This is a genomic window from Streptomyces sp. NPDC055025 (assembly GCF_053608565.1).
Genome location: NZ_JBSGVS010000009.1, coordinates 19,160 through 42,643 on the forward strand (window position 1 = coordinate 19,160; position 23,484 = coordinate 42,643).

A 23,484-nucleotide genomic window follows, 5' to 3' on the forward strand; every position below is an offset into this window, starting at 1 on the left:
CGCGACCTGCTCTGAGGTGATGTTGAACACGACCTGCAAGCCGCGTCAATGTCGCCATTCCCGGCAGCAGCACCCGCCGCTCGCGCAGCCACCCCACGGCCGCGTCGAACAGCGACTTCGGGCCCTCCCCGGTCGTCCAGGCCCGCGCGTCCACCCACAGTGGACGGTTACGAGCTGGTCCCGGGGAGGCCACTGGAGGAAGCGGGTTCGCGTTTGACCCAGGCGGCGCTGTCCGGGTGGTGCAGCGTCCAGTCGGCCAGTTGACAGGTCTCGGCGGCAGCGATCGCCCGCGTGATCCATTCAGTGCCCGTGCGGAGTTCGCGTAGCGGATCGGGGCCATGGACGAGGGTTTCTTCGAGCTCTCGGTCGACGCGGAGCTGTTCCAGGGTGGCGGCCTGGCCGGGGGTGGAGACGGCGGGGGAGTTGCGGTCGATCGAGTCGTCATGTTTCCGACGGTTGATGTGGTTGTGGTTCCTGGTGCGGATGTACGTCCGGGACAGGGTTGGCGGCTTGGATGAGCTGGCGGAGTGCGCTGTAGAAGACGTCGTGGTCGGTGACGGTGGGCAGGATGTCGGCCAGGTTTCCGGTCAGTGCCGGGAACTCGTCGGGGTCGAGTGCGGCGAGTGCGGTGCGGGTGATGGCACGGGTGAGAGCCTGGCGGGCGGTGGTGATCTCAGCGCGGGTCTCCTCGGAGAGGATGAGTCACAGGTGAGGCCAAGTGGTGGCCACGTCGATGCCGTGGTCGCGTTCCAGGCGCACGGCCGCCGCGTTGAGGCGGTCGCCGCTCCAGGTCGGTCGGGCGGGTTCCTCGGTGGCGATGCGAGTCATGGCATGTTCGGCGGCATGCCGGTCAGCGGGTTCGGCCCGCTGACCGCGGGCCAAGGCGCGGGCGGCGTCTTCGCGGTGCTGGTGCCAGGTGCGAGCGGCGGTGGTCCAGCGGCAGCGTCGGCGGGTGGTGCGCCAGGCGGCGATCTGATGGAAGGGGGTTGGCCAGGTGGGCCAGTCCGCGGCCAGCCATAGCCGTTCGACCAGTGAGCCGAGGGCCTGGGCGGCAAGGCCGACTGCGGCGGCGCCGGCCAGTACGGCGGCCAGCAGCACCACCTGTCCCCTGCCGTGTCCGTGGCGGGGTGGTTGGCCCAGGTGGTGATCTGGGCAGTGAGGCGGGCCAGATTGAAGGGGTGGGTATGGCCGAGGGTGTGGGCGGTGGCAGCGACAGCGAGATAGAGGACGCCGGGCAAGACCAGCAGGGACAGCCGCCGCTCGGCGAGTTTCTGGCCCAGTGCCGTTAGCAGGCCGCCTACCGGGTTAAAGCCGTTCCCGGCGCAGCGCAGCGCCGCTGATCGTGCAGTGCGGCAAATCGGCGGTGGCCTGAGGCCACCAGTAGCGTGCGCATCGGCCGGCCGGGCACAGGTACACCCGCTCGCCCGGCCGGTCGCTGATGCCAGCGGGCCGTAGGCCGCGGATGCCCTGGCCTGTGTTGCCGTAGCCGTCCAGCCCTCGCGGATCACCGCCGGCCTGCAGGACCGCGTGCAGCACGGCCAGTCGGTCGGCGAGTTCCCCACCATCCCGCACAGTAGCCAGCACCTCTTCCACAGGGCGAGGGTGAGGTACTGCTGACCGAGGCGGATCTCCGCGACGCGGTCGCCGCCGGCGGCGTTCGAACCCGGCTTCCACTGCCACAGCGGCAGGATCTCGTCGCCGAACGTGCGGCTCACAAGGTTCAGCTCACCGAGGCCGTCGCCACCGTCCAGTCCGAGGTCGGCCTGCCGCGTGCCGCTCAGGCGCGCTCCAGGTACGGCAGAAGCCGGCAGAGGCTGTCGGAGTAGACGATCTCGGGGAATCCCTCGGACTTCAGGGTGCGGCGTGCAGCGAACATGTCCTGGTGCTGCTGAGCGACCACCTCTTGCGGCACCGTGCGGTTGGCCGACTGCGGGCCCTGCCGCTCGATGCAGACGCTGCCGGGCGTGGTGAGCATGATCGCGATGGGGAGCATGTCGTGCCGCTTGGCGGCGGCGACCAGCGGCTTCCTGGCGGCTTCCGTGACGTTGGTGGCGTTCCCTGTCAAGTCGTTGTGTTCACTGAGCTCATTCAGCTTGGTTGCGTGGAAGAGGCAGAGACGGTCCCACAGCTCGTCCCACGTCTCCGGTGCTTCCTCTCGCTCCACCTGATCCAGGAGCAGTGGCACTCGCCCAACCGACCCGTGAGCATCGACCACCTGCGTCCAGTCCGTCACGAGGGCATTCAACTGTTCCCACAGCCTCGCTGCCGACCTGCAGAAAAGGCAGGGCCACGAGCTCCCGAATCATTGCGGGGCAGCCCTTAGGTATCCGTTACATGCCACACCCGTTACATTGGGTCTCCGAGCGTAATGGGTGGTCGCGTCGGCCCAATGTGGTTACGGCGTGATCACATGCCGCAACCTTGCCGCCCGTGATCACCTGGCGGTCGTTCTGGTGAAGGTCGTCCGGTCGAGTAGCGGTGCTTCTGGGGGGAATGCCAGGTTGGACGAGATGGCTACCGGTGCGGAGTCCGCAGGTACAGATGGTCGCCCTGCTTCGACGCGAACTCAGCACGCCATTCGATTGCTAGTTCTGCTCGATGGATGTGGTACGCCGAGTGTGGATGGAGACCCACCCGGAACGATCAGGTCGGTACGAAGCGAGCTGCGGCTCCAAGCGATGGACTTCTGGCTGCGAAACCCGGACTACCTCGCCGATGAGCTGGTGTCGATGGTGGAAGCCAGCACGGCCGACGCTGGTCACCTGAACACAGCGCGGTCGCTCTTGGACGATCCAGAACCTGACCTGCGCTGGTACCCGATGCCGCGCTGGTTCTTCGGCGCATACGAGCAGCTCGATGATGCTTTCTCCATCCTCGAAACGTACGGCCTCGCCACGTTGCGCCGTGCCGGGCAGCCAGGCAAAAAGAGCAAGCGCAACCAGTTCTTCCTGACGCAGGCCGGGGCCGCTGCGGTCGCTGAGCTCGCGAAGGATCCGACTCTGGGCTGGTACGCCAAGCAGGTGAAGCTGGTCGCATTGGTCGCGGGGGACGACGGTGGGCAGGCACTGAAGGACCGGCAATACCGGCAGGCCACGTACGCGGGGACGGAGCTGGGGGTGGCCATTGCGCCGATCGCTCCGCGGGTGCGCGAACGGCTGGATGCGCTGAGCGCCTCCGCGCCGGTATCGGCTACTGGAGGAGTAGGTCAGGAAGGAGACCAGACGTGAGTGCTCTCGGCAAGGAGGTTGTTGACATCCTGGCCAGGCGACGGGCAGGCGGTTCGCTGAGCCTCACTGTTGACGAGGTTGACAAGATCCTCAGCGGACTCGGCGTGCCGCTCGGCGGCACCAAGGCAGTTCCCGTGCCGCTACGCGCGACCCGGATGCACTTCCGTGGGACGAAATGGCTCGAACCGGATCACCCCGGCGCCCATGGACACCCGTTGGTTGATGTAACCGATCTCCCTGAGTGGATCCGACCGGTCGTCGACAAGTACTCACCCGCAGCGATCTCGGCCGGAGAGGGCGAGGCGGCGGAGGTCGATGAGCAGGCAGGACCGAAGGCGCGGGTCCCATTTGACTTCGAATGGTCGCCGCAGCCCGGTGTCAACGGGATTGGCTCGGGCCGGAATCTACGCGGCAAGTCAACCCTCTTGAACGTTCTCATGTGGTCGCTGACCGGCCGGTGCCCGCAGTTCCAGAACGATGTCCGCAGCTGGATCGAGCACGTTGAAGTCGATTGGCAGGTGGGCGCGGAGCGGCTGCGGGTGGCTTTCGATGCGGTGGACGGGGCGGCCACCGGACAAGTGATCAGGATCATGGGGGTGGACTCGGACTCCAGATCCACGGTCCTCGGGCAGTTCGACGGCGCGGACTTCGAGGGCGTCATGGGCTCGCTGATGATGACTCGGCTGAGGTTGGAGAACATCCCGGTCTGGACGGACACGGCGGCTCGGGTGCACGCGTGGCCTTCGTACTCCAGTTCGTTCGTGGTCCGCGCGAACCAGCTCGATCCGATCGTCGGCAACGAGCAGACCATCGGCCTCCGAATGATGCAGATGTTCATCGGTACGGACTGGGCACCGGTGCAGGCTGCGGCAATGACGGCGCGGCGCGGCATGGACACGGCACGAGACGCCGCGAAGGGCAAGGCGCAGGCGGCTGGCGAGGCGGTGGAGGCGAGCCGAATCGCGGCGGAGAAGCAGGTCCAGGATCTTCGAACGAAGATTGGGAACCTGCCCGCCGGGACGCCGGACATGCAGGTGGTGCTCGACGCCGCAACCCGCGCATCCGACCTCGCACGAGAGAATCACAGGCTTGAGACAAAGCTGATCGCGCAGACTTCGCTGGCCGGAACAGCACGTCAACAGCTCAAGGCGGCGAAGGCTCGGGTGCATACCAACTACGAGGACGTGCTCGCCGCCAGGTTCTTCCATCACATGCGTCCGTCGGTGTGCCCACGCTGCGCGGCGCAGGTCACTCCAGAGCGACAGGCAGCGGAACCGGACAAACATGAGTGTTCGGTGTGCACCAGTGAACTGAATCTGGAGGCCCTCCAGTCCGATGTCATCGTGGCCGCGTCCGCGCCGGATGAGTTCGTGACCGGCCTGGTTGCGCGGACGTCCGGAAGTGACGGCGACGACGCGGATGCCGAAGAGGGCCCCCTGGACGAAGTTGAAGCGGCGCAGGCCGCGGTGGCCGCGGCCGAAGCCGCGGTGGCGGAGTTGACTGCCGAGATCACGGCGCTGACGACGGAGCGGGAAGAGGCGGCGGCGCGGGCAGAGGTGGGGAGCGAACTTCTCACGGTCGCGGGTGAGCGTCGCGTGCTCGAACTCGACTTGGCCCGCGCCGAAGGCGCCCTGGGGGCGTTGACCCGGTCAAGCGACCCGGAGGTGATTGACCCGGTCGATTCGACGCACCTCGCCGTCGTGGAAGCAGCCGAGCAGGTGCTGAAGAAGTGGGTGAAGAACGACCAGGATCCGATGCTGGTCCAGATCTCCGCCGACATCGAACGCCTGACGCAGAGCTTCGGCGCCGATAACCTCAGTGGCTTTACCCTCAGCGGCGCAGCGAACATGACGCTTCGAGAGAACGGCGTCAAGCAGACCTACTCCGGGCTCACAGCCGGCGAGAAGCTGCGGGTCAAGATCGCGACCGCCATCGCCCTCATCCAGCACGGTTACGTCGAGGGGATCGGCCGCCACCCCGGGTTCCTCGTCCTGGACTCGCCCTCCGCCGAGGAAATGCCGGAGGAGGACCTCGCCACCATGGTCAGGGCACTGCGGGAGGTCGCAGGCGAGGCCGAGATGCAGATCTTCGTCGCTACCCGCAACGCCGCTCCCCTCCTTGATCTTCTTCCGCAAGCCAACCGGGTTGTCGCGGAGGGTAACTCCTACGTGTGGTGAGAAGCTGAACGGTGGTTGCTGACGAGAGGAAAGCCATGAGCGGCAGTGCGGCGGTCGAGCTGGAGAAGGACCTCACCGCGCTCCTCTCGGCAAACGCTGGAGGCCCGCCGGTCGAGGGCGCTTTCGCGGCGCTTGGTGGCTGGGACCGACTGGCTCGGGAAGCCTCTGACCTCACCGACAGTCCGGTGCTTCCGCCTCTCGTCCACCTGGTCGCGCACGAGGCAGCCAACTCCGGCAGCCGAACCGACAGCTATCCGGCAGCTTTGCGCCGCGTATCAGCTGCTGTCACATCCACCACGAGTCCGGCCATCCTCACCGACAGCTTGGAGGCTCTGCTCACCAGTGGACCCGCGCTGAACGAGGTCGGCGCGGGTCTGGCCAAGGCCCTGGAGGATGCTGTCCAGGAATTCCTTGACGTGCCGGATCCGGACAGCCGTGCCGCCCTGAGAACGGCAAGCGCACTGGAGGCCCGCACCCGACTTGCCCTGTGCGGGATCGGATCACCATTCGCACTGCTGGCCCTTCTGGAACGCTTCGATGCACCGGTGCCGAAGCCGCTCGGCACCGCAGTTGTCCGCGCCGTCGGTGTTGCCGTCGACCACTGGCCGCACGCCGCGAGCCTCGCCAGCGTTGTCCGCCTCGTCGCTGGCATCGACCCCCCAGCTGGCCAGCCGCGCCCAGGTGCCGACCCCGAGGGCGTCGCCTCCGACGCCGCATGGGTGCTGGCGGGTATCGAACTGGTCAGCGCACTTCGCGCCGCGGACCTGCCGCTCATGCTGAACAACCTCGAAGCCTCCGCAAGGTACTTGCAGGTCGCCTGGGACACCTACGAGCGTGAGGACGCGAGCATCCTCTTGACCGTAGTCGAAGTGCTGTGTGCGCTCCTCGCCGAGTCCTCGCCGAGGCTGCACGTGGCGGCCCTGTCGGCCCCTCGGCTCGAACCACACGCATTGGCCGACCTGGCTGAGCGGATTCGCCGGCTCAACGTGACGTCGATTGGGCTGAACCACTGGTACGGGGATCCGAAGCGAGCGGCGCTGCTGGCGTGGACTCAACTGGCCGACGACCTGGGAAGGCTCCGGGAAGAGTTTCAACGGGATAGCTTCTACAAGGCCGAGGTCGTTGTCGACGACCTACTCCAGATATACCTGGGCTCGCGCTCTGCGGCTGTCGTCTCTCACAAGGAGGACATTGACGGCCTGCTCAGGCTCGTTCAGCCGGTCATCGAGTCGGGGTTCGCCAGAACGGCGGGCCTTCTGTGCAACCTCGAAGATCATACCCACGCCTTGGAGCAGGAAGCCGCGACCGCGGCGGGCGACCGTGAACGCGAGGTCACCGAGAAGCTCGCCGCCGCGCAAGCGGTCCTTCGAGGGGCGAAGGCGCAAGCATTGGCAGGTGCAAGGCCGGGAAAAGGCCATAGTGGCACGGCGACCGAGTCGCTGCCGCAACCCCTCAACCAACTCGTCCTGCCCGGATCCGCAGCAGCGATCGAACTTGCCGAGAAAGTGTCGCCCGAGACCCTGGCTGAACTCGCTAAAGCGGTCAGCGACAAAACCATCGGCAGGCACAGCCTCAACCTGATCGAGGCCGACGTCTACTCCGGGATCCGAACTTGTCTGGAGACGAGCCCCGACTACGTCGGGGATCCGAAGGATGCAGTGGACGACGTTCTTCGGCTGATCATCCAGTTCGTCAGCTCACGGACCAATGCCCAATCGGACCTGTACCCGTATCTGTTCGACCCGAAGGCCGTCGAAGGCCACATCCACAAGGACCTCCTCGACTACTTGAAGTCCAGTAACCTCGGCGCGATCGTTGAGTTCGAGGTCCAGCACGTCGGCGGCGGGCGAATCGACCTGCGACTCAAGTTCAGCGGATTCAGCATCTGCATCGAGATGAAGGTCGATTCGATGAAGCAGCCCTTGAGTGACAAGCAGGCGTACCTCAAGCAGGCGGTCACATATCAGACCACGGACATCCGAATCGGATTCCTGGTTTCACTGCGCCACAAGGCGTTCGATCCCACCGGGGCGCCGCCACACCTGAGCGCGCTCATCGGGCATACGGCTTTCGATGTGCCAGGCGACGCGGTCCCGAGGCACATCGTCACCGTCGGCGTTCCTGGCAGCCGGACCAGACCGTCGGACATGAAGTAGGGCCGGCTCGGTCCAGTCGGTGGAACCAGTCGCATCCTCCGCGACTGCCGCCTGAAGGGCGACGGCGTGCACCACGCCACGCTCGGCATCGCCCGCTTGTACAACCTCGCCCTCACGGGCTGAGCGAGCGCCCCGCCCAACAGACAGCCGCACTCATGCCGCCCGGAAGATCATTTACGGGACAACCCTTAAGTGAAGGCTCAGGGCCGGTCCCGGTTAGCCTCGGGATCAGGCCCGGCAATACCAGACCTATCGGGCCGTTGGTGAGCGGAAGGAGACGACGTTTTCCGATGCGGGTGCGCCGTCTTCGCGACTCTCGCTCCTTTGAGTGAGCACGGCGCTGGCGAGGGCGAGTCTCGCGACCTGCTGCCGCAGCTCTTCGATCTCAACCTTCTGGTTGGCGATGGTCTTCTTCAGCTTGGTGACGGTTTCCCGGAGTCGTTTCTCGGTCTCCGGAACCTGTCGGGTTTCTGTGCGGACGCGCTCGTAGAACTCGTTCTTCAGGTCGACGTGTCGTTTCAGGATGGCCATGCGGTGGACGTCGGCCTCGGCGGCGAGGGCGACGACGGTGAGGCTGCCGTTGGAGGCGGTGGCCTGTCCGGCCAGAAGTCGGTCCATGGCCTCGCGGATGCGGGCGCGTTCGTCGTGGTGCTGTTGGTTCATGTGAGGGCCTCGGCGGAGTGAGCGGTGGCGTCATGGGTGTCGGCCGTCTCGCGGAGGCGGATGGCGTTGCCTCGCAGGCGTTTGCTGACCGGTTCGGGAGCGTGGGCGGCGAACTTGTTGAGTTCGTCGGCGCGTTCGCGGAGTTGTCGGGCGTGGGCGTCGGTGCGGACGGTGTTGCCGCAGCCGGGTCGGCAGTCGTACTGCCGTGGGGCGGTCGCGCCGGGTTCTGGTTCGCAGAGCGCGTTGTCGTGTTTGAAGGCGCAGATCAGGAACGCATCGGGGTTGTCGAAGAGCACGATGCCGTCGCGGGCCAGAAAGGTGCTGGCCTTCCTGGCGAAGGTGCGGGGGACGATGCGTCCCTCGAATCGAGGGGTGTGGGCGGCGACGGTCAAGGCTCGGCGGGCTGCGGGCCCGGAAACCTTCTCTCCGGCGGCGACGCGGTCGCGGAGTCGGGCGGCGGTGTCGGCGGCGGCGAGGGCTGTTTCGACGTCGAGGATGGCGTGGATGCCGCGGCGGCCGCGGGCGCCGTAGCCGCTTGAGGTGCGGGCGTCGAGGACGGTCCGCATGTGCCCGTACTGGATGGCGAGCGCGATCAGCCCTCCGGGACGTCGGGCAATGTGCCAGGCAAGAGATCTTCTGAACCGCCCCAGACCGATCGCGCCGTGGGGATCGTTCGGGATGGCCTGGTTGGGCAAATCCTGCGCCCTGGTCTCGTGGTTCACCCAGGTCACGAAGGCTTCGATGCGCAAGGCCAGCGTGGACCTCTTCAGCGCGCCCCCATATCCGTGGCGCGAGTGGAACTCGTGGTGGGCGGTGCCGAGGAGGAGTTCCCCTTCGGGAACCATCCGCTCCAGCACGCGGATGGCGTGGACCACCGGCGTGATCGCGACCCAGGGCACTTGGCGTACTTCACCGGCGGAGATGTGGTTGCCGTCGTCGTCGGTGACGGTCTTGTAGTGATGGCTGTGGATCAGGTGCTGTCCCTCGGCGCCGTCAACGCCTGGTTCGGGGTCGGGGCAGCAGCCGGAACGCAGTCCCTGCACCTCCTGCGGGCGCATCCCTGTTAGGTAGAGCAGGACGATCGTCGCGGCCGTACCCAGGTTGCGCATCAGATCGGCAGCCTCGTTGAAGTCCACATGCTCACGCCATGGCTTGCCGTTGATCTGCCCGGTGACCGGCACCCGCAGCGGACAGGGACCTGGCCGCGATGCGGCGATCTCCGCGAGTCCGTGCTGCTTGACGAACCTCCAAACCTGTCCGCGGTTAGAGCCGGTGAGCGCGGCGATGTAGGTGGCGGCCACCTGGATCTCGCGTTTGCTAGAGCTCGCGGGCAGCGGGTGACCGGCCCGCGCGATGGGCAACAACCACTCCTCAAGCCCAGCCCATCCGGCTGGCGTGGCCTTCGTGGCGGCGGCAACGGCGATCAGTCGGCGGCGCTCGGCTCAGGCCGCCAGGATGTCGTCGGCGAAATCGTCGACGAAGCGGATGGCCCAGGTCAACAGTGGCCCAAGAACAAGCGGGTCCAACGGCTCCGTTGTGTTCTCCCCGCCCGCGGCCGTCCCGGCTGGGGGCAGGAAGTCGTCGACTCCTTCGGCCTCCCATGGAGGTCGGGTGATGCCCGTGGGACAGGCGCTGAGCTGGTCGAATGCCCACAGGTTCGTCAAACGGATAGCGATGATCGCTGCGGTGTCACGGGATACCTGGGCCATGCGCTCGCTTGCATAGGCCCGCCACTGCGTGTCGGTGCAAGCGTGCAGGCTCGTGATCTGGCGTTCGTGCAGCCAGCGGGCGAGACGCATCCACTCCAGGCAGGTGGCGAGCTGGTCGGTGCCGCCTGAACGGGGTCGCGCCTGGACACCTCGGGTTTGGAGGTAGGTGGGCCTCAACTGGCCGTTGATCATTGTCCAGGCCGCCAGTTTCACCTGGCCCCGAAGGGGCCCCGGGCAGTTCTTCCAGTGGAGGTTGACCAGACCGGTGCCAGGATTATCGATGAGCGGCGCCATGGACCAAATTTCGTCCTGGTAACGCGAGTTCGGGTGCGTGTTGCCGGGGCTGATCCACTCAGGCAGCACCACGAGGCTGTCCGGGCCGGGCATGGCCAGCACGTAAGTATCGGTCTCGGCAGCGGTGCCGACGGCACTCATGGGGTGAGCTCTCCCTTCAACAGAAGGTTGACCAGGGTTCGGTCCTCGTCGTTCACGCGGGCGAGCGCCGCGTTCCAGGCCACCGGGCCGACCTTGTCGCGCAGGTCCTCAAGACGGAGCACATGTTCGCTCCACCGCTCGTGCCACGAGCGGTCGGGCAGGACGGAGCGAAGACTGTTCAGCTCTTGGTGCAGGTGGGCGAGCCTGGGGTGATGACCGGGATGGACACGGGCATTGGGGCAGGCCAGGCAGAGCATGAAGTCCGCTCCGCAGCCGCCATGCGCGTCGGGCCAGGGGCTGGACGTCTCGTCCGCACAATCCGCGGCCACGGTCTGTCCGTGGCCCGGGTCCGGGGCGTCTGCGATGTCGCCGGCGAACATCACGGCCTGGGCCTGGGCGAGGGCGTCTTTGACACCGTCCTCGAAGACGCTCCGCGAGGCCCTCTGAACATGCTCGTCGGGCAGCACGTAGATGCTCTCGTGAGTGCCCTGCGCATGTTGAAGGGGACGCCCCTCCCGCGTCACCGCAGTTCTGCGGGTCCGCTGGAACGGCGCCCCTCCCAGACCGTGCCTGATCCCCCACTGCTGTGCGTCGCCGTTTGCGATGCCGAACGACAGAGGGCCCACCGGGCGGGGCCGTTCCGTGTGCTGGTGTCGCTTGCTGGGGTAGTGCATGCGCGCGACCATCAGAAAGTCCGTTCCGGGCTCCAGTCTGGCGGCAAGAGCTCGTCCGTGTGCGGTGGCCTCCAGCGCCTTGGTGATCAACCTGCCGGCAGAGTCGGCTCCGGAGTCGGTGGCGTTCTCCGTCCCGCGGGGCAGCCGAGTGGACGGCACGGTTCTCGTGGCCGCTATGTCAGGGGCCGGGTCAGCCAGTGGCCCGTCTGTCTAGGCGGGCAGACGGCGAGGAGATACATGAGGGCATCGTCGAACTGGCCCTCGTCCGAGCTGAGATCCATGGTCATCAGTGTGTAGCGGAAGGACGCGGACGCTCCCGTGGCCGCCCACGTGCAACCAACGCATGACCCGCGCTCCAGTGGGGGCAGGACCACACTCACGTTGTGGTCGACACGCCCCGCACGAAGACCCCCGCCCACTCCCGGGACGGGGGTCTTCGGCGTTTCGGCGCGGCTACCGCATCGCTGCGTAGTCCTGCGGCGCCCTGCGCAGGATCTCGACCATCTCGACCTCAGTGAGCTTCCGGAAAGCCACCGAAGACGCACTCGCGATTTTCCGGAACAGGACATCGGCCGGGATCGGCGGCAGGCCGGCGAAGAGAGGGTGATGCTCCGCCCCAGCACCGCCGCTGAACTCGCCGTGCAGCAACCACACCGCCTCGGCAAACATCGCGTAACTCGTCTCGTATTTGCCCCACAGGCACCGCAGCGCGTCGCCGCCGAAATCCCGCTTGATGAATCCCCAGACGTACGCCATCTCAGTCTTCTTGTCCGGGTGTGTGTCGTCGTTCAGATACCGGACCCAGTCGTTCAGGACGTCCCAGCGCAACGCGTTGACGATCACCCCGGTCGGCGCCTCGCTCTGCCGTAAGTCAGCCATGAGTTCATCATTCAATGCCATCCCGCGACGGTAGCGAAAAACGCCCCCGCCCCGCCACGGCACACTCTCGCCGACCAGAGACACTCCAGACTGCTGGTGCCGTTCGACGACCGCGGCCCCTGGCTCATCCTGGCCGGGACCGGCTGGCTGCCGGCCATGTTCAAGGTCGGCATGGACAACGTGCTCGGAGTCAGTCCTCGCCAGCGGATGACCGCGCACTCACTCCTCGGCCGTATGAACGCCGCCTTCCGCTTCCTGCTCACCGGCGCGCTCGCCGTCGGCGAGGCGGAACTGGGCCGGGCCCCGCCCCTAGTCCCCGGCTGAACCTGTGCTCGGGGCGCTGGCCGTGAGCTTCACGGCCGAGCCCGCTTCAGGCGGTGACGATCAGCGTCTGCGGCTTTGAGCGTACGAGAGCCCTGGGAGCACGGTCCCTGCCCGGCGGTTGGCCGCGTCCCAGGTCCCGTGACTAATTGCTCAGCGCCTCCATGCGCTTGATCGTGTCTTCGGTGGTCCACAGGCCGTGTGCCAGGTAACGCCAGTTGACCATGGCCGCCTCGTACCCGTCACCCTCCTCGTTGACTCCGCCACCCACGGCGTCACGCACCATGGCTACCTGGAATCCCATGTCGAGGATGTCGCGCATGTGTGCCTCGAGACACATGTTTCCAGCCGGGCCGGCCATGATCACGGTCTCGATTCGCCGCATCCGCAGCTGCAGCTCGACGTCGTTGTGCCGGGTGGAGAAGAGCCTGTGCGGTGATGTGTTCGCGGTCTTGCCGTCCTTGAGGTAGGGCTTGAACCGCTCCGGGAAGTCCGCACTGGAGTCGGCGAACCCGTCCAGTTCGATCGAGTCCTGGCGGAACACGAAGTGGTTCGGTGACTTCAGGAGGTAGTCCCCGATCTCGCTGGCGGGAGCGACCCACTGACCGTCGGGCGTGTAGAAGAAGTGCGGCGAGTGGATGACGTAGATGTCGTTCTCCTTCGCCGCCTTCAGCAGGTCCTCGATGTGGTCGGGAACGTTGCGCTTTTCAAGCGATTCAGCGATGAGCTCGTAGTAGGTCGTCCCCTCCGGACGGAAGAACTCGTTCTGAAGGTCGGTGAAGAGGAGAGCGGTCTTCCCCTTGACCAGCTCCATTTCAGGCTTGTGATGGGTGAACGGCTTGGTCTTCGACATCAGTGTCAACTCCTACGCTGTTACGTGGTCGGTCGTTGATGGCGGAACGGTGAGATCCATTGCAGGGCACAATATTCCGGGTTGCGCCGGGGCTGGCTTCACCTGTTCCGGCAGCCGCGGTGCGAACATCGGTGATGTCCATGGCCTGTCCCACTCTGCATTCACCCGGATTCATGAGCGCAGTCCCACACGTTCGCACGCGCTACCAGTGTGATGACTCTGACATTCAGACGCCATGTGAGCGGCGGCCAATAATCGTCGAATTGAGGCCACGACGGCATTGGTTAAAAGCACACTCGGGCATGCTCTCACCGGCCGTGGCAGCCACAGTGGCCGACTGTCCTGGTCTGTGGACTTTTATCAATTCTGGAGCCGGCAAGGCTTTGCTGAGCGCATTCCCCCGAGTTGGCTGCAGCAGTGTGCGGTAGCTCGGCTGCCCCTTCCAGGGCGGAGGTGGTGCTCGATGCTCAGCAGCAGAAACGTGGGCAGACGCGTTCCGTTCGCATTGGATGCACCAGACGGAGCGCGGACGTTGCGTTCGGGCGGCGGCAGGCGGTGCGTTCCCTTTCCTGCCTGCCGCTATCGATGTTCGTGATTGTGCCGTCGTCGGTGGACCGGTCGGGGTTGAGTTCCGGCACGTTGGGCAGCCTGCGGACCTCTCAGCCTCGCAGGGAAGCTGAATGCGGTACTGCCGTCGTCGTGATTGCTGCCGAGCCTCAGTCCGCGGACAGCGGCTTGTCGGAGCACGAGGTGCGGGCGGCTCTCGCGTTGACGCCGTAGATCCGGCGGTCCCTCAGTGCTTGAGGATCTTGGAGTGCCGATTGATCCGGGCGCGGGGGAGCGGCGGTGAACCACCCGGCCCCGCATCTTCCTTGTCCCATTTCATTTTCCGGACATTGACGTGAGAGGGATCCGCCAGTGGCGGCCTCCGCCGGGTGCGGGGATACGTCCGTACGTCGGAGCCGTCGTTCAGTCTCCGATGCCGTCGGCGGCGAAGACGGTGACGGCACTGGTCAGGTGGTGCGGGGTGTGCTTCCCGCCAGGCGTCGGCCGGGGTCCGGTGGCCGGCTGCCGCGCGATGAGCCGAGCCCACCGCTGTCCTTGCGGATCTGCTTAATGTGTGCGCCCTATCCAGAGTGGGGGCCGGAATTCGCTCCCGGCGTGCTGGTTCAGACGGTGTAGCCTCCGTCGACATTCCATAGGGCGCCGGTCACAAATCCGGATTCTGGACCTGCGAGATATGCGATTACACTGGCAATGTCGTGCGGCTTGCCATACGACGGATTGGCCATCAAGCTCTTTGAAAAGCTGGCGAACTCTGTCCCGTCGGGATTCATGTCGGTGTCGGTCGGGCCGGCCTGTACGGTGTTTACGGTGATGCCGCGGCCGGACAATTCGCGGGCGAGCCCGCGGCTCAGCCCGGCGACGGCGGCTTTGGTCATCGCGTAGACGGAGATTCCCGCGACCGGTACACGTTCCGCGTTGATGCTCCCTACGGTGATAATGCGCCCGCCTTCACTCAGCAGGGGAACAGCAGCCTGGACCGCGGCGAACACTCCCCTTACATTGACAGCTACCATTCTGTCGAAGTCGTCGAGCGGGAAGGTCTCCACCTCCCCGACCACTGCCACTCCGGCATTATTGACCAGAATGTGGAGGCCGCCCAGTTCTGAAGCTGCCGCCCTGACCGCTGCCTGTACTGATGACACGTCTGCACTGTCGGCCTGAATGGCCAGAGCCGACCCTCCGGACGCGGTAATGTCCTCGACAAGGGCCTCGGCAGCGGTCTTCTCCTTGACGTAAGTGAACGCGACGCGCGCGCCATCCTGGGCAAGGCGCCGGACGACTGCGGCTCCGATTCCCCTGGAGCCTCCGGTGACAAACGCGACTCTGCCTTCCAAAGGAGCTTCTATCTGTGACCTCATTTGAGTCCCCTTCCTAGGTTGCGAAAACTGCGCAGCTTACCATCTGGGTGACGCAAAGTCACCGCATGTCCAGGCTGTTACCGGCGGGTAAAAGAGCGCACCCTCGTGGAGCCGCCGAACTCGTATGGCACAAAAAGGCCCCGACTTCGCCGCCTGTCATTTGCCCGCATACTGCAACGGAGTGCAAGCGCCGAGCTTGCGGTGCGACTGGCATAATCGGCAGGCTTAAACGCTCTTGCCTTATGTGCTGGAGGTCTGATGACGCATCATTCTCCGGCAGTCGGATGCTATCCGAAGAAGGACGTCAGCTCTCGGGCAAGGTCATCGGGGCGTTCCTCGGCGAGATAGTGGCCTGCGCCTTCGAATTCAACGAAGTGCGCGTCGGCAGCTTTCCCCTCCAGGAGGGCCGGCACGAACGGGTAGTAAATACCCCCGAGGCCGAGCAGGGGCATGGTGAGTACCGGGTACGTCTTGCCGTCTTCGATGTCTTGCCCGAAAGTCTGGTACCAGGCGTTCGCCGCCCGAATGGCATCAGGAGTGTCGTACGCTTCGGCGTAGAGGGCGCGGTCCTTCTCGCTGAAGGCGTCAGGGTTTTTTGCCTGGTAATCGATGAGCCAGTCGACAAGGAACCTGAAGCGGCCTTGAAGAAGTTGCTCAGGAAGCAGCCGGAGCTGGTTGAACGCAAACCACCAAGGCGCAGTCGGCCGGCCGGGCTGGGGAAGCACGCGAAGGTCGTTGAAGGGCTCGCCGGGGTGGCCTACTTCCCACAGCGCGACCTTCCGCGTCGCTTCGGGATGGTTCGCTGCGAAGCTGTAGGCGACCATGGATCCAATATCTTCGCCCGCAATATTCACCGAGGTGTACCCGAGGTCCTTGATCAGGCTGTATATATCGTGCGCCATGGTCTTTTTGTCGTACCCGGACGCCGGCTTGTCGGAATCGCCCATGCCTCGCAGGTCTACTGCGATCACGCGATAAGATTGTGCCAGGGTCGGCATCATCTTGTGGAACTGATACCACGTCCTTGGCCACCCGGGAAGCAGGACGAGAGGCTCACCTTGGCCTCCAGCCACATAGTGGATCCGGATTCCGTCGACCTCGGCGTATGCGTCCACAAATTCTTCAAGCATTATTACCCTCAAACGTGACAAGAGCACGGCAGCGACATCGCCGACGTGCCCACTTTCAATGTGAGTGATCACTGCCAAAGCGACAGTACCAGTATGAGAATGATCGCTCAACTATCGGGTCTGGTCGGCTGTCGGCACCGGCAGGGGCCGGTCTCCGGGGGGCCCGCGGGGGAGGGGTGTCCGCTGTTTCGTGCCGGAGGCGAGCGGTGGGGCATGGGCCGATGAGGGGCCGCTGGGCGGGAGGCCGCAGTGGCGCCGGCGGCTGTCGTGGACGGCCCTCCGGCTGGTGGCGGGCCTGTCGGGTGCAGGCGCACGCGGGTGCGGGTGTTTAGGGATCGTGTTGTTGAACGGCCGGTACGCTATGAGGCATGGGACGACCGCGTACCTTCGACGAGCAGGACATCCTCGACCGCGCCATGGAGCTGTTCTGGACTCGCGGCTATGCGGCGACGTCCATCTCCGATCTCACCGACGAACTGGATATTCATCCGGGGACCCTGTACCGGACGTTCGGTGACAAGCATGGGCTGTTCCTTAAGGCTCTTGCTCACTACCGTGACAGTAAGGCGCACACGCTTCCGTCGCTGCTGTTGGCGGGCGGGCCTGTCCTTCCCCGTGTCCGGACTGTTCTGGTGGGCTGGATCGAGCTGGCTGCCGAAGAGTGCCGCCGCGGATGCCTGGTTGCCAACGCGGCGGGGGAGTTGCTGCCGGGGGACGTTCAGGTCGCTGCGGCTGTCCACGATGTTTTCTCCGTTATCGAAGGTGGATTCCTGCAGGGTCTGGAGGCGGCCGCGCTTAACGGTGAAGTGCGTGCTGATGTGGACCTTCCCGCGGCCGCCGCCATGCTGACGATGCTGCTTGAAGGGTTGCAGCTGCTCGTCAAGGGGGATCCTGACCCTCGGCGGCTCATTCCTGCCGTAGATACTGCGCTCAACTCGATAGCGGCGGGCAGTTCACGGGAGTACAGCGTCTCCAGGTAGGTGAAGATCCGTCATGTCCGGTGGTGCTTCACGGCAGTTGGCCCTGGTGTGGGTGCGGCGTGGTTTCGCTGGATTTCCTGTATTCGCGACGTCATCGGTCGATGCCTGCAGGGAGCGCGGGGGCGGCTGGTACGTGTCGGCGGGGCCGGTTCACCAGGTTCGGCGGGCGGCACCTGTCTCGTGGCGGCCGCCGTGGGTGCAGGCGGGCGGTCACGCCGGCGGCCCGCGCGGCGCAGCGGGGGGTCGGCTCAGGTATCCCTCGGCGTCGTCCGGATCCTGGCTGCGCTGGGCCCGGCTCGGTGCTGCCTCAGCGGGGTGAGCGCTGTTGCGCTCATGCCGGGAGGCGGTTGATCGGGTGGGTGTCGTCCACGGCCCACAGGTACTGAACGGCGTATGCCCTCCACGGGCGCCAGGCTTCGGCTCGCCTGGTAAGGGCTCCTGGGGTGAACGGCAGGCCTATCTCCTTGGCGGCGCGTTTGACGCCGAGATCCGTCACAGGGAACGCGTCGGGATCACCGAGTGCCCTCATCGCGATCATGTCGACGGTCCACGGTCCGAACCCTGGCAGTGCGAGCAGTGTGGCCCGGGCCTGTGCCCAGTCACACTCCACGCCCAGCTGGAGGCGTCCCTCGACGATTTCGGCGACGAGGGTGGTGAGAGTCGTACGGCGGGTTCTGGGCATGGCGAGGGATTCGGGATCGACGTCGCTGAGCGCGCCGGCGGTCGGGAAGAGGCGGGTGAGGCCGCCTTCCGGGTCGTCGATGGCGTCGCCGTGGGCGGCGACCAGGCGGGCGGCGTGTGTACGTGCGGCCGCGGTGGACACCTGCTGCCCCAGTACCGCGCGTACCGCGAACTCGGCTTCGTCGACCGTGCGCGGTATCCGTCTGCCGGGTGCCTTGTCGACCAGGGGGCGGAGCGGGTCTTCTTTGCGCAGGTGGTCGTCGATGGCGGCGGGGTCGGCGTCCAGGTCGAGCAGGCGCCGGCAGCGGCTGATCGCAACGGGAAGATCACGCAGATCGGTGAGGGTGAGCCGGCATGCGATGTGGTCCGGCATCGGTTTCAGAGCGGCGATGCCATGCCCGTAGGGCAGCCGCAGTGTCCTTCGGTAGGCGCCGTCACGCCACTCCTCCACTCCGGGCACGCCTGTCTCGACGAGGTGTCCGAAGAGGCTGTCCGGGTTCAGCGGAGCGCGGAATGGCAGCCTGAGACTGAGGGATCCTGGTGTGTGTGTCACTTCTGCGGCACGCTTCGCCTGTGCCTTGGACAGCCGGCCCCGCAGTTCGCTCGGTGTCGAGGCGAAGACCTCCTGCACGGTGTCGTTGAAGGTGCGGATCGAGGAGAAGCCGGCGGCGAAAGCGATCTCCCCCAGGGGCAGCGCTGTTGTTTCGATGAGCAGCCGGGCTGTCTGGGCTCGTTGTGCACGGGCGAGGGAGAGGGGACCCGCCCCCAGTTCGGCGAGCAGGAGCCGTTCGATCTGCCGGGTGCTGTAGCCGAGGCGGGAGGCGAGGCCGGGCACGCCTTCCCGGTCGACGATGCCGTCGCTGATCAGCCGCATCGCTCTCGCGACGAGGTCCTCCCGCTGGTTCCACTCGGGGGAGCCCGGGGTGGCGTCCGGGCGGCATCTCTTGCACGCGCGGTAGCCGGCTTGCTGGCAGGCTGCCGCGCTTGGGTGGAAGGTCATGTTCTCAGGTTTCGGCGGGACCACGGGGCAGCTGGGCCGGCAGTAGATCCCCGTGCTGCTGACGGCGGTGAAGAACCACCCGTCGAAGCGCGCGTCCTTCGACTGCACAGCTCGCAGGCAGTGCTCGGTGTCGGCATGCATTCCGTTCCGCATGCTGGCAAGTGTCTGGCCGGGGCACGCGTACCGCTGGCGAGAATTCGACATCAACGGCACTTCCCGTCCACAGGGGAACAGCGGGCCTCAGCAGCGTGAGGCGTGTCAGAACAGCGCGGGCTGATCGGTTGCCGGCGGGGTCAGGGTTGTCTGCCCGTTGAGGGCGAATTTGTCTTCGATTGTTTCGTCGGGGGCGGGGAGGCCGTGCTCGGCGATGATCGGCAGGATCCGGCTGCCCAGCCAGTCGCGGTACTGCTGTGAGGTCTCGGACCCGTTCGAGTAGGCCTGGACGTACCGGGCCGCGAGATCCGGCCGGCTTTCGCGCAGCCAGGACAGGAACACGTCTTTCACGCCGGTGGCAAGGTACAGGGGCGTGTAGAGGACGCTGGTCGCGCCGGCCTGGGTGACAGCGCGCACCAGTTCGTGCAGCTGTGCGGGTGAGTCCGTCATCAGCGGCAGGATCGGGGACATGAACACGGTGCAGTCCAGGCCTGCTTCACGGATCGCGGTGACGGTGGCCAGCCGCGCGGCGGTGGTGGCCGTGCCTGGTTCGACCGACTGCTGGAGCTGCTCGTCCAGGATGGAGATGGACAGGCCGAGGTTGACGTTGACGCTCTGGCTGGCGCGGACGAGCCGGCCGAGGTCGCGGCGTATCAGCGTTCCCTTCGTGAGGATGGAGAACGGCACTTTCGCCGCCGCGAGTGCGTCGATGATGCCCGGCATCAGCTGGTAGCGGCCCTCGGCCCTCTGGTACACGTCGGTGTTGGTGCCGAACGCGACCCGGGGTGGCAGCTTTCTCTTCCGTCTGAGCTCCTCGCGCAGAACCTCGGCGATGTTCGTCTTGACGATGATCTCGCGGTCGAAGTCTTCGCCGATGTTCAGCTCGAGCCGTGTGTGGGTGTTGCGCGCGAAGCAGTACTGGCAGGCGTGGGTGCAGCCGCGGTAGGGGTTGATCGTCCACTCTCCCGGAAGCATGCGCGCCGTGGCGGGAACGTGGTTCAGGGCGCTCTTGGCGAGGACTTCGTGGAAGGTGACGCCCTGGAATTCGGGCGTCTTGACACTGCGCACGAGGTTCGACAGGCGCGCCAGTCCGGGCAGGGCGCTGTGGTCGGTGACGTCGAGTCTCTGTGAGTCCCAGCGGGTCGCGGCCTGCTGTCCGACGCTCCGTGTCTGCCCGGCACGCTCGCCTGGTACAGGCGGCCCGCCGTCCTGCGGGCTGGTCCGGGTGTGGGGGAGGTGTCGGCCCGCCTCATTCATGACTTCTCTTCGTTCTTTCCCGGGCGTACTGCCCGTACGTGTGCTTTCTGCGGTCCGTGCGGGCGGGGTCAGGGGATCAGCTGCTCTCCTCCGTCGATGTCGTAGACGGCTCCGGTGATCGCCGTGTTGGCCATGATGTGGACCGCGAGCGAGGCGACGTCGGCCGCTGTGACGACCCGGTGGATCGGGAGCCGCTCGCGCAGATCGGCCCGGCGAGTGCCGAGCTGGTCCTTGAGCAGTGCCGCTGACAGCGGCGTGTCGACGAAGCCCGCCGCGATCAAGTTCACGCGTACGGGGGCCAGTTCGACGGCCAGGACTGCGGTCAGGGCGCTCAGGGCGCCGCCGATCACCGACAGGACACCGGCGCCGGAGCTGATCCTGCGGGCGCCTGTCCCGCCCAGTGCCGTCAGTGTGCCGCCCGCCCTGATCTTTCCCCGGGCGCTGCGGGCCACGTCGGTGATCACCAGTGAGTGCTTGCTGATCGCGGATTGGAGGTCTTCGCGGCTGCGCTCCATCACGGGCCCGTACTCCGGCTTCCCGGCCGTGAGCAGGACATGGTCGACCGGACCGGGCAGGTCGGCGAAGAACTGCCCGAGCGCCACATGGTCGGCGACGTCGAGGGCGGCGGCGTACTGTGCGCCCACATGGGCCGCGGCTGCCGAAAGCCGCTCCGCGTTGCGGGCCGCGAGCACGATACCGGCGCCGGCGGCCCGGGCCCTGCGGGCCGCCTCGAGGCCGATCCCGCTGCTGCCTCCGAGAACGACGACGGTCTGGCCGATGAGCTCCTGGAAAGGCGATGCGGGGTTTGAGCCGGTCACGGTTCCTCCAAGAAATTGAATGCGAACAGAGAGCGGTGCGAGGCGCGGACCCGGGAAGGAGCGCTCGCTCCCTCGGCCCGCAACAGCCCGCGCCGCGCCTGGGGCGGGCACCCCTCGCCGCTCGTGTGCGGCCGGCCCGGTTCCAGGGAGACGGGGTCCGCCCTGTTGTGCCCGACCGTGCGCGGCCACCGCATGCGGAGTCCTCGCTGCCCGGCCACGGGCTCCCACCCCTCACCGCTCGTAACCGGTAATCTTGGTATTGACAGGTTACATGTGTCAAATTAGCCTCGCAACCAGACGAGGGCGGGCTGCCGCGGCCGCGTGGCGGAAGCTCTTCCGGCCCTGCGGCCGCAGACAGCTCCTGGCCGCGGGCGTCCGGGCCGCGGGGCGCGTGCCGCTCGCACAGGGCACGGAGCGCGCAGCGGACCGGGGCACGCACCTTCACCGCCAGGGCGCGGTCCTCCGCGAACTGCTACCGAAGAGGAGCGAAAAATGGCAAGTGCGGTCATTGTCGACGCGGTTAGGACACCTGTTGGCAGGGGGAAGCCTGGAGGCGCCTACGCGGACATCCATCCGGTCGAACTCCACGCGCACGCACTCCGGGCGCTGGTCCGTCGAACCGGCATCGCCCCTCACATCATCGACGACGTGATCAGCGGCGCCGTCGGCCAGATCGGGGAGCAGTCGGGCAACACTGCCCGCTGGGCAGCCCTGGCGGCCGGCTTTCCCGAGTCAGTTCCGGCCGTCACGGTCGACCGCCAGTGCGGATCCAGCCAGCAGGCCCTGCACTTCGCGGCGCAAGGGGTGATGAGCGGTTCGTACGACATCGCCATTGCCTCGGGTATCGAGTCGATGTCGCACGTCCCGATCGGAAGCCAGTTCCAGGGCCGCGACTTCGCGGGCCCGAGCGTGAACGCCCGGTACGCACCGTCGCTGATACCCCAGGGTGTCAGCGCCGAGCTGATCGCGGTCAAGTGGAACCTCTCACGTGCCCGGCTCGACGAGTTCGCCGCCGAATCGCACGAACGCGCCGCACGCGCATGGAAGAGCGGCCTGTTCGACTCTCAGGTGACCTACGTCAACGATCTCCGCACCGACGAGAGCATCCGGCCCGGCACCACGGCCGAAACACTCGCCGCACTCCGCGCGGCCTTCCGGAACGAACTGTGGGAGCAGCGGTTTCCCGGTCTCGACTGGCGGATCACGGCGGGAAACAGCTCACCCGTCAACGACGGGTCCGCCGCGGTCCTCGTGGCCGGCGAAGAGGCGGCCAGACGCAACGGGCTCACCCCCCGGGCGCGGATCCACGCGCTCGCTGTCGCCGGCGACGACCCGGTCTACATGCTGACCGGCATCATCCCGGCCACCAGGGCGGTCCTCGCCCGTTCCGGCCTGAGTCTGGACGACATCGACGTGTTCGAGGTCAACGAGGCATTCGCATCCGTCGTCCTCGCCTGGCAGCAGGAGTTCGGCGTTGACCTGTCGAAGGTGAACATCAACGGCGGGGCCACAGCGATCGGACACCCCCTCGGCGCCTCCGGAGCACGGCTGACCACGACTCTGCTCAACAACCTGGAACAGGTCGAGGGGCGCTACGGTCTGCAGCTCATGTGCGAGGCCGGAGGCCAGGCCAACGCGATGATCATCGAACGCGTCTGACCCGACGCCGGACAGCCCCCGGACGCAGACTTCCGCGAAGTGGCTTTGTCCACGAGTTTGGACAGCAGTTGCTCACCGTTGTCCGATCTCAACGAAGTTAGTCGTCCGCATGCGGCTGATCTGTGTGGACTGAATTGGGTGAGACGGGTGTACTCGGTCGTCGAGACAGACCGCAGGTTTTGTATCTGCCGTCGACGTATGGGGCCGGTCTGCCGCCAGAGGGGCGTGACAGCATTCGGCCATGCCCGTCCCGCACCCCAACGGGGGTTACACGATCACCACGGTGTATTCCGTACCCGATGACGCCTGGTACTTGGAACTGGACCTCGTTGCCGAGCAACGAAACCTTGTGACCGCGATCGTCCCCGACGAGGACCCGTCACGGGAGCCGACGGTGTGTTTCAACCCTCACGGGCGTCACCTGGACGTCCCGTACGAGGTCATGCGCTGGTTCATGGACCAGGTCGAGGAGGAGATCCGCACGTCCCGCGCCTGGATGCAGCTGCGGCCCGAACTCGTCGAGGTCATTTACCGGTTGCGCCAGGAGTACATGGGCGCCGTTGATGACGACTTTCCTCACGTTCTGGAGGAGGTGCGCGCTGCCGTCCCCGAGGCCGACCTCTCCTCCGTTCTTGTGGCTGCCTTCGGACGGAAGCCTGACGGAACCACGGCGGACCATGTACAAGTCCTCCGGCCCGCAGATGACCAAGGAGACAGGACCTAGGTTCGCTGGGACAGAAACCCGAACGACTTCGGTTCGTAGAGAAACGACTCGGTTGAGTGGGAC

General features: G+C 66.3%; 21 protein-coding genes and 2 pseudogenes. 8 read left to right on the forward strand and 15 right to left on the reverse strand.

Annotated elements, in window-relative coordinates:
• Positions 1-25: 25 nt before the first annotated feature.
• From ACWGDX_RS08065 to ACWGDX_RS08080, 4 genes and pseudogenes are all read right to left on the reverse strand, one after another.
• Positions 26-157 (reverse strand): annotated as a pseudogene (locus tag ACWGDX_RS08065) (DUF4158 domain-containing protein); the annotation flags it as partial.
• A 545-nt stretch (positions 158-702) separates the two neighbouring features.
• Positions 703-1,098: a hypothetical protein gene (locus tag ACWGDX_RS08070; RefSeq protein WP_453623368.1), complete on the reverse strand. Its 396-nt coding sequence runs from the start codon at positions 1,096-1,098 to the stop codon at positions 703-705.
• A 207-nt stretch (positions 1,099-1,305) separates the two neighbouring features.
• Entirely contained in the window at positions 1,306-1,593 is a 288-nt protein-coding gene (locus ACWGDX_RS08075; protein ID WP_453623370.1) for a hypothetical protein, read from the reverse strand.
• A 184-nt stretch (positions 1,594-1,777) separates the two neighbouring features.
• Positions 1,778-2,233 carry an AAA family ATPase gene (locus tag ACWGDX_RS08080; protein ID WP_453623372.1) on the reverse strand — a complete coding sequence of 152 codons (456 nt, stop codon included), beginning with the start codon at positions 2,231-2,233 and terminating at the stop codon, positions 1,778-1,780.
• 445 nt (positions 2,234-2,678) lie between these two features.
• Here ACWGDX_RS08080 and ACWGDX_RS08085 point away from each other — a divergent pair, with 445 nt between their 5' ends.
• The 4 genes and pseudogenes from ACWGDX_RS08085 to ACWGDX_RS08100 form a co-directional block, all read left to right on the forward strand.
• On the forward strand, positions 2,679-3,227 hold the full coding sequence (locus ACWGDX_RS08085; protein WP_453623374.1) for a hypothetical protein: 549 nt from the start codon (positions 2,679-2,681) through the stop codon (positions 3,225-3,227).
• Positions 3,224-5,404 carry an ATP-binding protein gene (locus tag ACWGDX_RS08090; RefSeq protein ID WP_453623376.1) on the forward strand — a complete coding sequence of 727 codons (2,181 nt, stop codon included), beginning with the start codon at positions 3,224-3,226 and terminating at the stop codon, positions 5,402-5,404. Before ACWGDX_RS08085 ends, ACWGDX_RS08090 begins: the two co-directional genes overlap by 4 nt.
• A gap of 35 nt (positions 5,405-5,439) precedes the next feature.
• Positions 5,440-7,560, forward strand: coding sequence for a hypothetical protein (locus tag ACWGDX_RS08095; protein WP_453623378.1), 2,121 nt, complete (start codon positions 5,440-5,442; stop codon positions 7,558-7,560).
• Between the two features lie 24 nt (positions 7,561-7,584).
• Positions 7,585-7,683, forward strand: a pseudogene (locus ACWGDX_RS08100) (IS5/IS1182 family transposase); the annotation flags it as partial.
• A gap of 126 nt (positions 7,684-7,809) precedes the next feature.
• On the opposite strand, the gene ACWGDX_RS08105 reads toward ACWGDX_RS08100, so the two are convergent.
• From ACWGDX_RS08105 to ACWGDX_RS08125, 5 genes are all read right to left on the reverse strand, one after another.
• Positions 7,810-8,223, reverse strand: coding sequence for a hypothetical protein (locus ACWGDX_RS08105; RefSeq protein WP_217464880.1), 414 nt, complete (start codon positions 8,221-8,223; stop codon positions 7,810-7,812).
• Positions 8,220-9,584 carry an integrase gene (locus tag ACWGDX_RS08110; protein ID WP_453623380.1) on the reverse strand — a complete coding sequence of 455 codons (1,365 nt, stop codon included), beginning with the start codon at positions 9,582-9,584 and terminating at the stop codon, positions 8,220-8,222. The genes ACWGDX_RS08105 and ACWGDX_RS08110 overlap by 4 nt, the downstream gene beginning before the upstream one ends.
• Positions 9,585-9,665: 81 nt before the next feature.
• A complete protein-coding gene (locus ACWGDX_RS08115; RefSeq protein ID WP_453623382.1) occupies positions 9,666-10,367 on the reverse strand; it encodes a hypothetical protein in 702 nt (233 codons plus the stop codon).
• Positions 10,364-10,834, reverse strand: a complete 471-nt coding sequence (locus ACWGDX_RS08120) for a hypothetical protein (RefSeq protein ID WP_453623384.1) — start codon at positions 10,832-10,834, stop codon at positions 10,364-10,366. Before ACWGDX_RS08120 ends, ACWGDX_RS08115 begins: the two co-directional genes overlap by 4 nt.
• Positions 10,835-11,494: 660 nt before the next feature.
• On the reverse strand, positions 11,495-11,941 hold the full coding sequence (locus ACWGDX_RS08125; RefSeq protein ID WP_453623385.1) for a hypothetical protein: 447 nt from the start codon (positions 11,939-11,941) through the stop codon (positions 11,495-11,497).
• A 75-nt stretch (positions 11,942-12,016) separates the two neighbouring features.
• On the opposite strand from ACWGDX_RS08125, the gene ACWGDX_RS08130 reads away from it, so the two are divergent.
• The gene (locus tag ACWGDX_RS08130) at positions 12,017-12,244 is read left to right on the forward strand and encodes a hypothetical protein (RefSeq protein WP_453623387.1); all 228 of its coding nucleotides are present in this window, start codon (positions 12,017-12,019) and stop codon (positions 12,242-12,244) included.
• A 142-nt stretch (positions 12,245-12,386) separates the two neighbouring features.
• On the opposite strand, the gene ACWGDX_RS08135 is transcribed toward ACWGDX_RS08130, so the two are convergent.
• The 3 genes from ACWGDX_RS08135 to ACWGDX_RS08145 form a co-directional block, all read right to left on the reverse strand.
• The gene (locus ACWGDX_RS08135; protein WP_453623389.1) at positions 12,387-13,094 is read right to left on the reverse strand and encodes an isochorismatase family cysteine hydrolase; all 708 of its coding nucleotides are present in this window, start codon (positions 13,092-13,094) and stop codon (positions 12,387-12,389) included.
• Between the two features lie 1,169 nt (positions 13,095-14,263).
• Positions 14,264-15,019 (reverse strand): 3-oxoacyl-ACP reductase family protein, encoded by a 756-nt coding sequence (locus tag ACWGDX_RS08140; RefSeq protein WP_453623391.1) that lies wholly within the window; start codon positions 15,017-15,019, stop codon positions 14,264-14,266.
• 287 nt (positions 15,020-15,306) lie between these two features.
• A complete protein-coding gene (locus ACWGDX_RS08145) occupies positions 15,307-16,149 on the reverse strand; it encodes an alpha/beta fold hydrolase (protein WP_453623579.1) in 843 nt (280 codons plus the stop codon).
• A 368-nt stretch (positions 16,150-16,517) separates the two neighbouring features.
• On the opposite strand from ACWGDX_RS08145, the gene ACWGDX_RS08150 reads away from it, so the two are divergent.
• Positions 16,518-17,129: a TetR/AcrR family transcriptional regulator gene (locus tag ACWGDX_RS08150; protein ID WP_453623392.1), complete on the forward strand. Its 612-nt coding sequence runs from the start codon at positions 16,518-16,520 to the stop codon at positions 17,127-17,129.
• A 331-nt stretch (positions 17,130-17,460) separates the two neighbouring features.
• Here the strand turns inward: ACWGDX_RS08150 and ACWGDX_RS08155 are convergent, their stop codons facing one another.
• From ACWGDX_RS08155 to ACWGDX_RS08165, 3 genes are all read right to left on the reverse strand, one after another.
• Positions 17,461-18,951, reverse strand: a complete 1,491-nt coding sequence (locus ACWGDX_RS08155; RefSeq protein WP_453623581.1) for a DNA-3-methyladenine glycosylase 2 family protein — start codon at positions 18,949-18,951, stop codon at positions 17,461-17,463.
• A 117-nt stretch (positions 18,952-19,068) separates the two neighbouring features.
• Complete coding sequence (locus ACWGDX_RS08160) at positions 19,069-20,220, reverse strand: radical SAM protein (protein WP_453623393.1); 1,152 nt, start codon at positions 20,218-20,220, stop codon at positions 19,069-19,071.
• Between the two features lie 68 nt (positions 20,221-20,288).
• Positions 20,289-21,038, reverse strand: a complete 750-nt coding sequence (locus ACWGDX_RS08165; RefSeq protein ID WP_453623394.1) for an SDR family oxidoreductase — start codon at positions 21,036-21,038, stop codon at positions 20,289-20,291.
• A 492-nt stretch (positions 21,039-21,530) separates the two neighbouring features.
• Here ACWGDX_RS08165 and ACWGDX_RS08170 point away from each other — a divergent pair, with 492 nt between their 5' ends.
• Positions 21,531-22,697, forward strand: coding sequence for a thiolase family protein (locus ACWGDX_RS08170; RefSeq protein WP_453623395.1), 1,167 nt, complete (start codon positions 21,531-21,533; stop codon positions 22,695-22,697).
• Positions 22,698-22,938: 241 nt separating this feature from the next.
• Positions 22,939-23,421 (forward strand): hypothetical protein, encoded by a 483-nt coding sequence (locus ACWGDX_RS08175; RefSeq protein WP_453623396.1) that lies wholly within the window; start codon positions 22,939-22,941, stop codon positions 23,419-23,421.
• Positions 23,422-23,484 lie beyond the last annotated feature (63 nt).

Excerpts from the sequence above, each read along its gene's own strand:
- ACWGDX_RS08125 (WP_453623385.1), bottom strand. The coding sequence starts at position 11,941 with ATGGCATTGAATGATGAACTCATGGCTGACTTACGGCAGAGCGAGGCG.
- ACWGDX_RS08150 (WP_453623392.1), top strand. The coding sequence starts at position 16,518 with ATGGGACGACCGCGTACCTTCGACGAGCAGGACATCCTCGACCGCGCC.
- ACWGDX_RS08115 (WP_453623382.1), bottom strand. The coding sequence starts at position 10,367 with ATGAGTGCCGTCGGCACCGCTGCCGAGACCGATACTTACGTGCTGGCC.
- ACWGDX_RS08175 (WP_453623396.1), top strand. The coding sequence starts at position 22,939 with ATGCCCGTCCCGCACCCCAACGGGGGTTACACGATCACCACGGTGTAT.
- ACWGDX_RS08170 (WP_453623395.1), top strand. The coding sequence starts at position 21,531 with ATGGCAAGTGCGGTCATTGTCGACGCGGTTAGGACACCTGTTGGCAGG.
- ACWGDX_RS08105 (WP_217464880.1), bottom strand. The coding sequence starts at position 8,223 with ATGAACCAACAGCACCACGACGAACGCGCCCGCATCCGCGAGGCCATG.
- ACWGDX_RS08155 (WP_453623581.1), bottom strand. The coding sequence starts at position 18,951 with ATGCATGCCGACACCGAGCACTGCCTGCGAGCTGTGCAGTCGAAGGAC.
- ACWGDX_RS08145 (WP_453623579.1), bottom strand. The coding sequence starts at position 16,149 with ATGCTTGAAGAATTTGTGGACGCATACGCCGAGGTCGACGGAATCCGG.
- ACWGDX_RS08160 (WP_453623393.1), bottom strand. The coding sequence starts at position 20,220 with ATGAATGAGGCGGGCCGACACCTCCCCCACACCCGGACCAGCCCGCAG.
- ACWGDX_RS08085 (WP_453623374.1), top strand. The coding sequence starts at position 2,679 with ATGGACTTCTGGCTGCGAAACCCGGACTACCTCGCCGATGAGCTGGTG.
- ACWGDX_RS08140 (WP_453623391.1), bottom strand. The coding sequence starts at position 15,019 with ATGAGGTCACAGATAGAAGCTCCTTTGGAAGGCAGAGTCGCGTTTGTC.
- ACWGDX_RS08095 (WP_453623378.1), top strand. The coding sequence starts at position 5,440 with ATGAGCGGCAGTGCGGCGGTCGAGCTGGAGAAGGACCTCACCGCGCTC.
- ACWGDX_RS08135 (WP_453623389.1), bottom strand. The coding sequence starts at position 13,094 with ATGTCGAAGACCAAGCCGTTCACCCATCACAAGCCTGAAATGGAGCTG.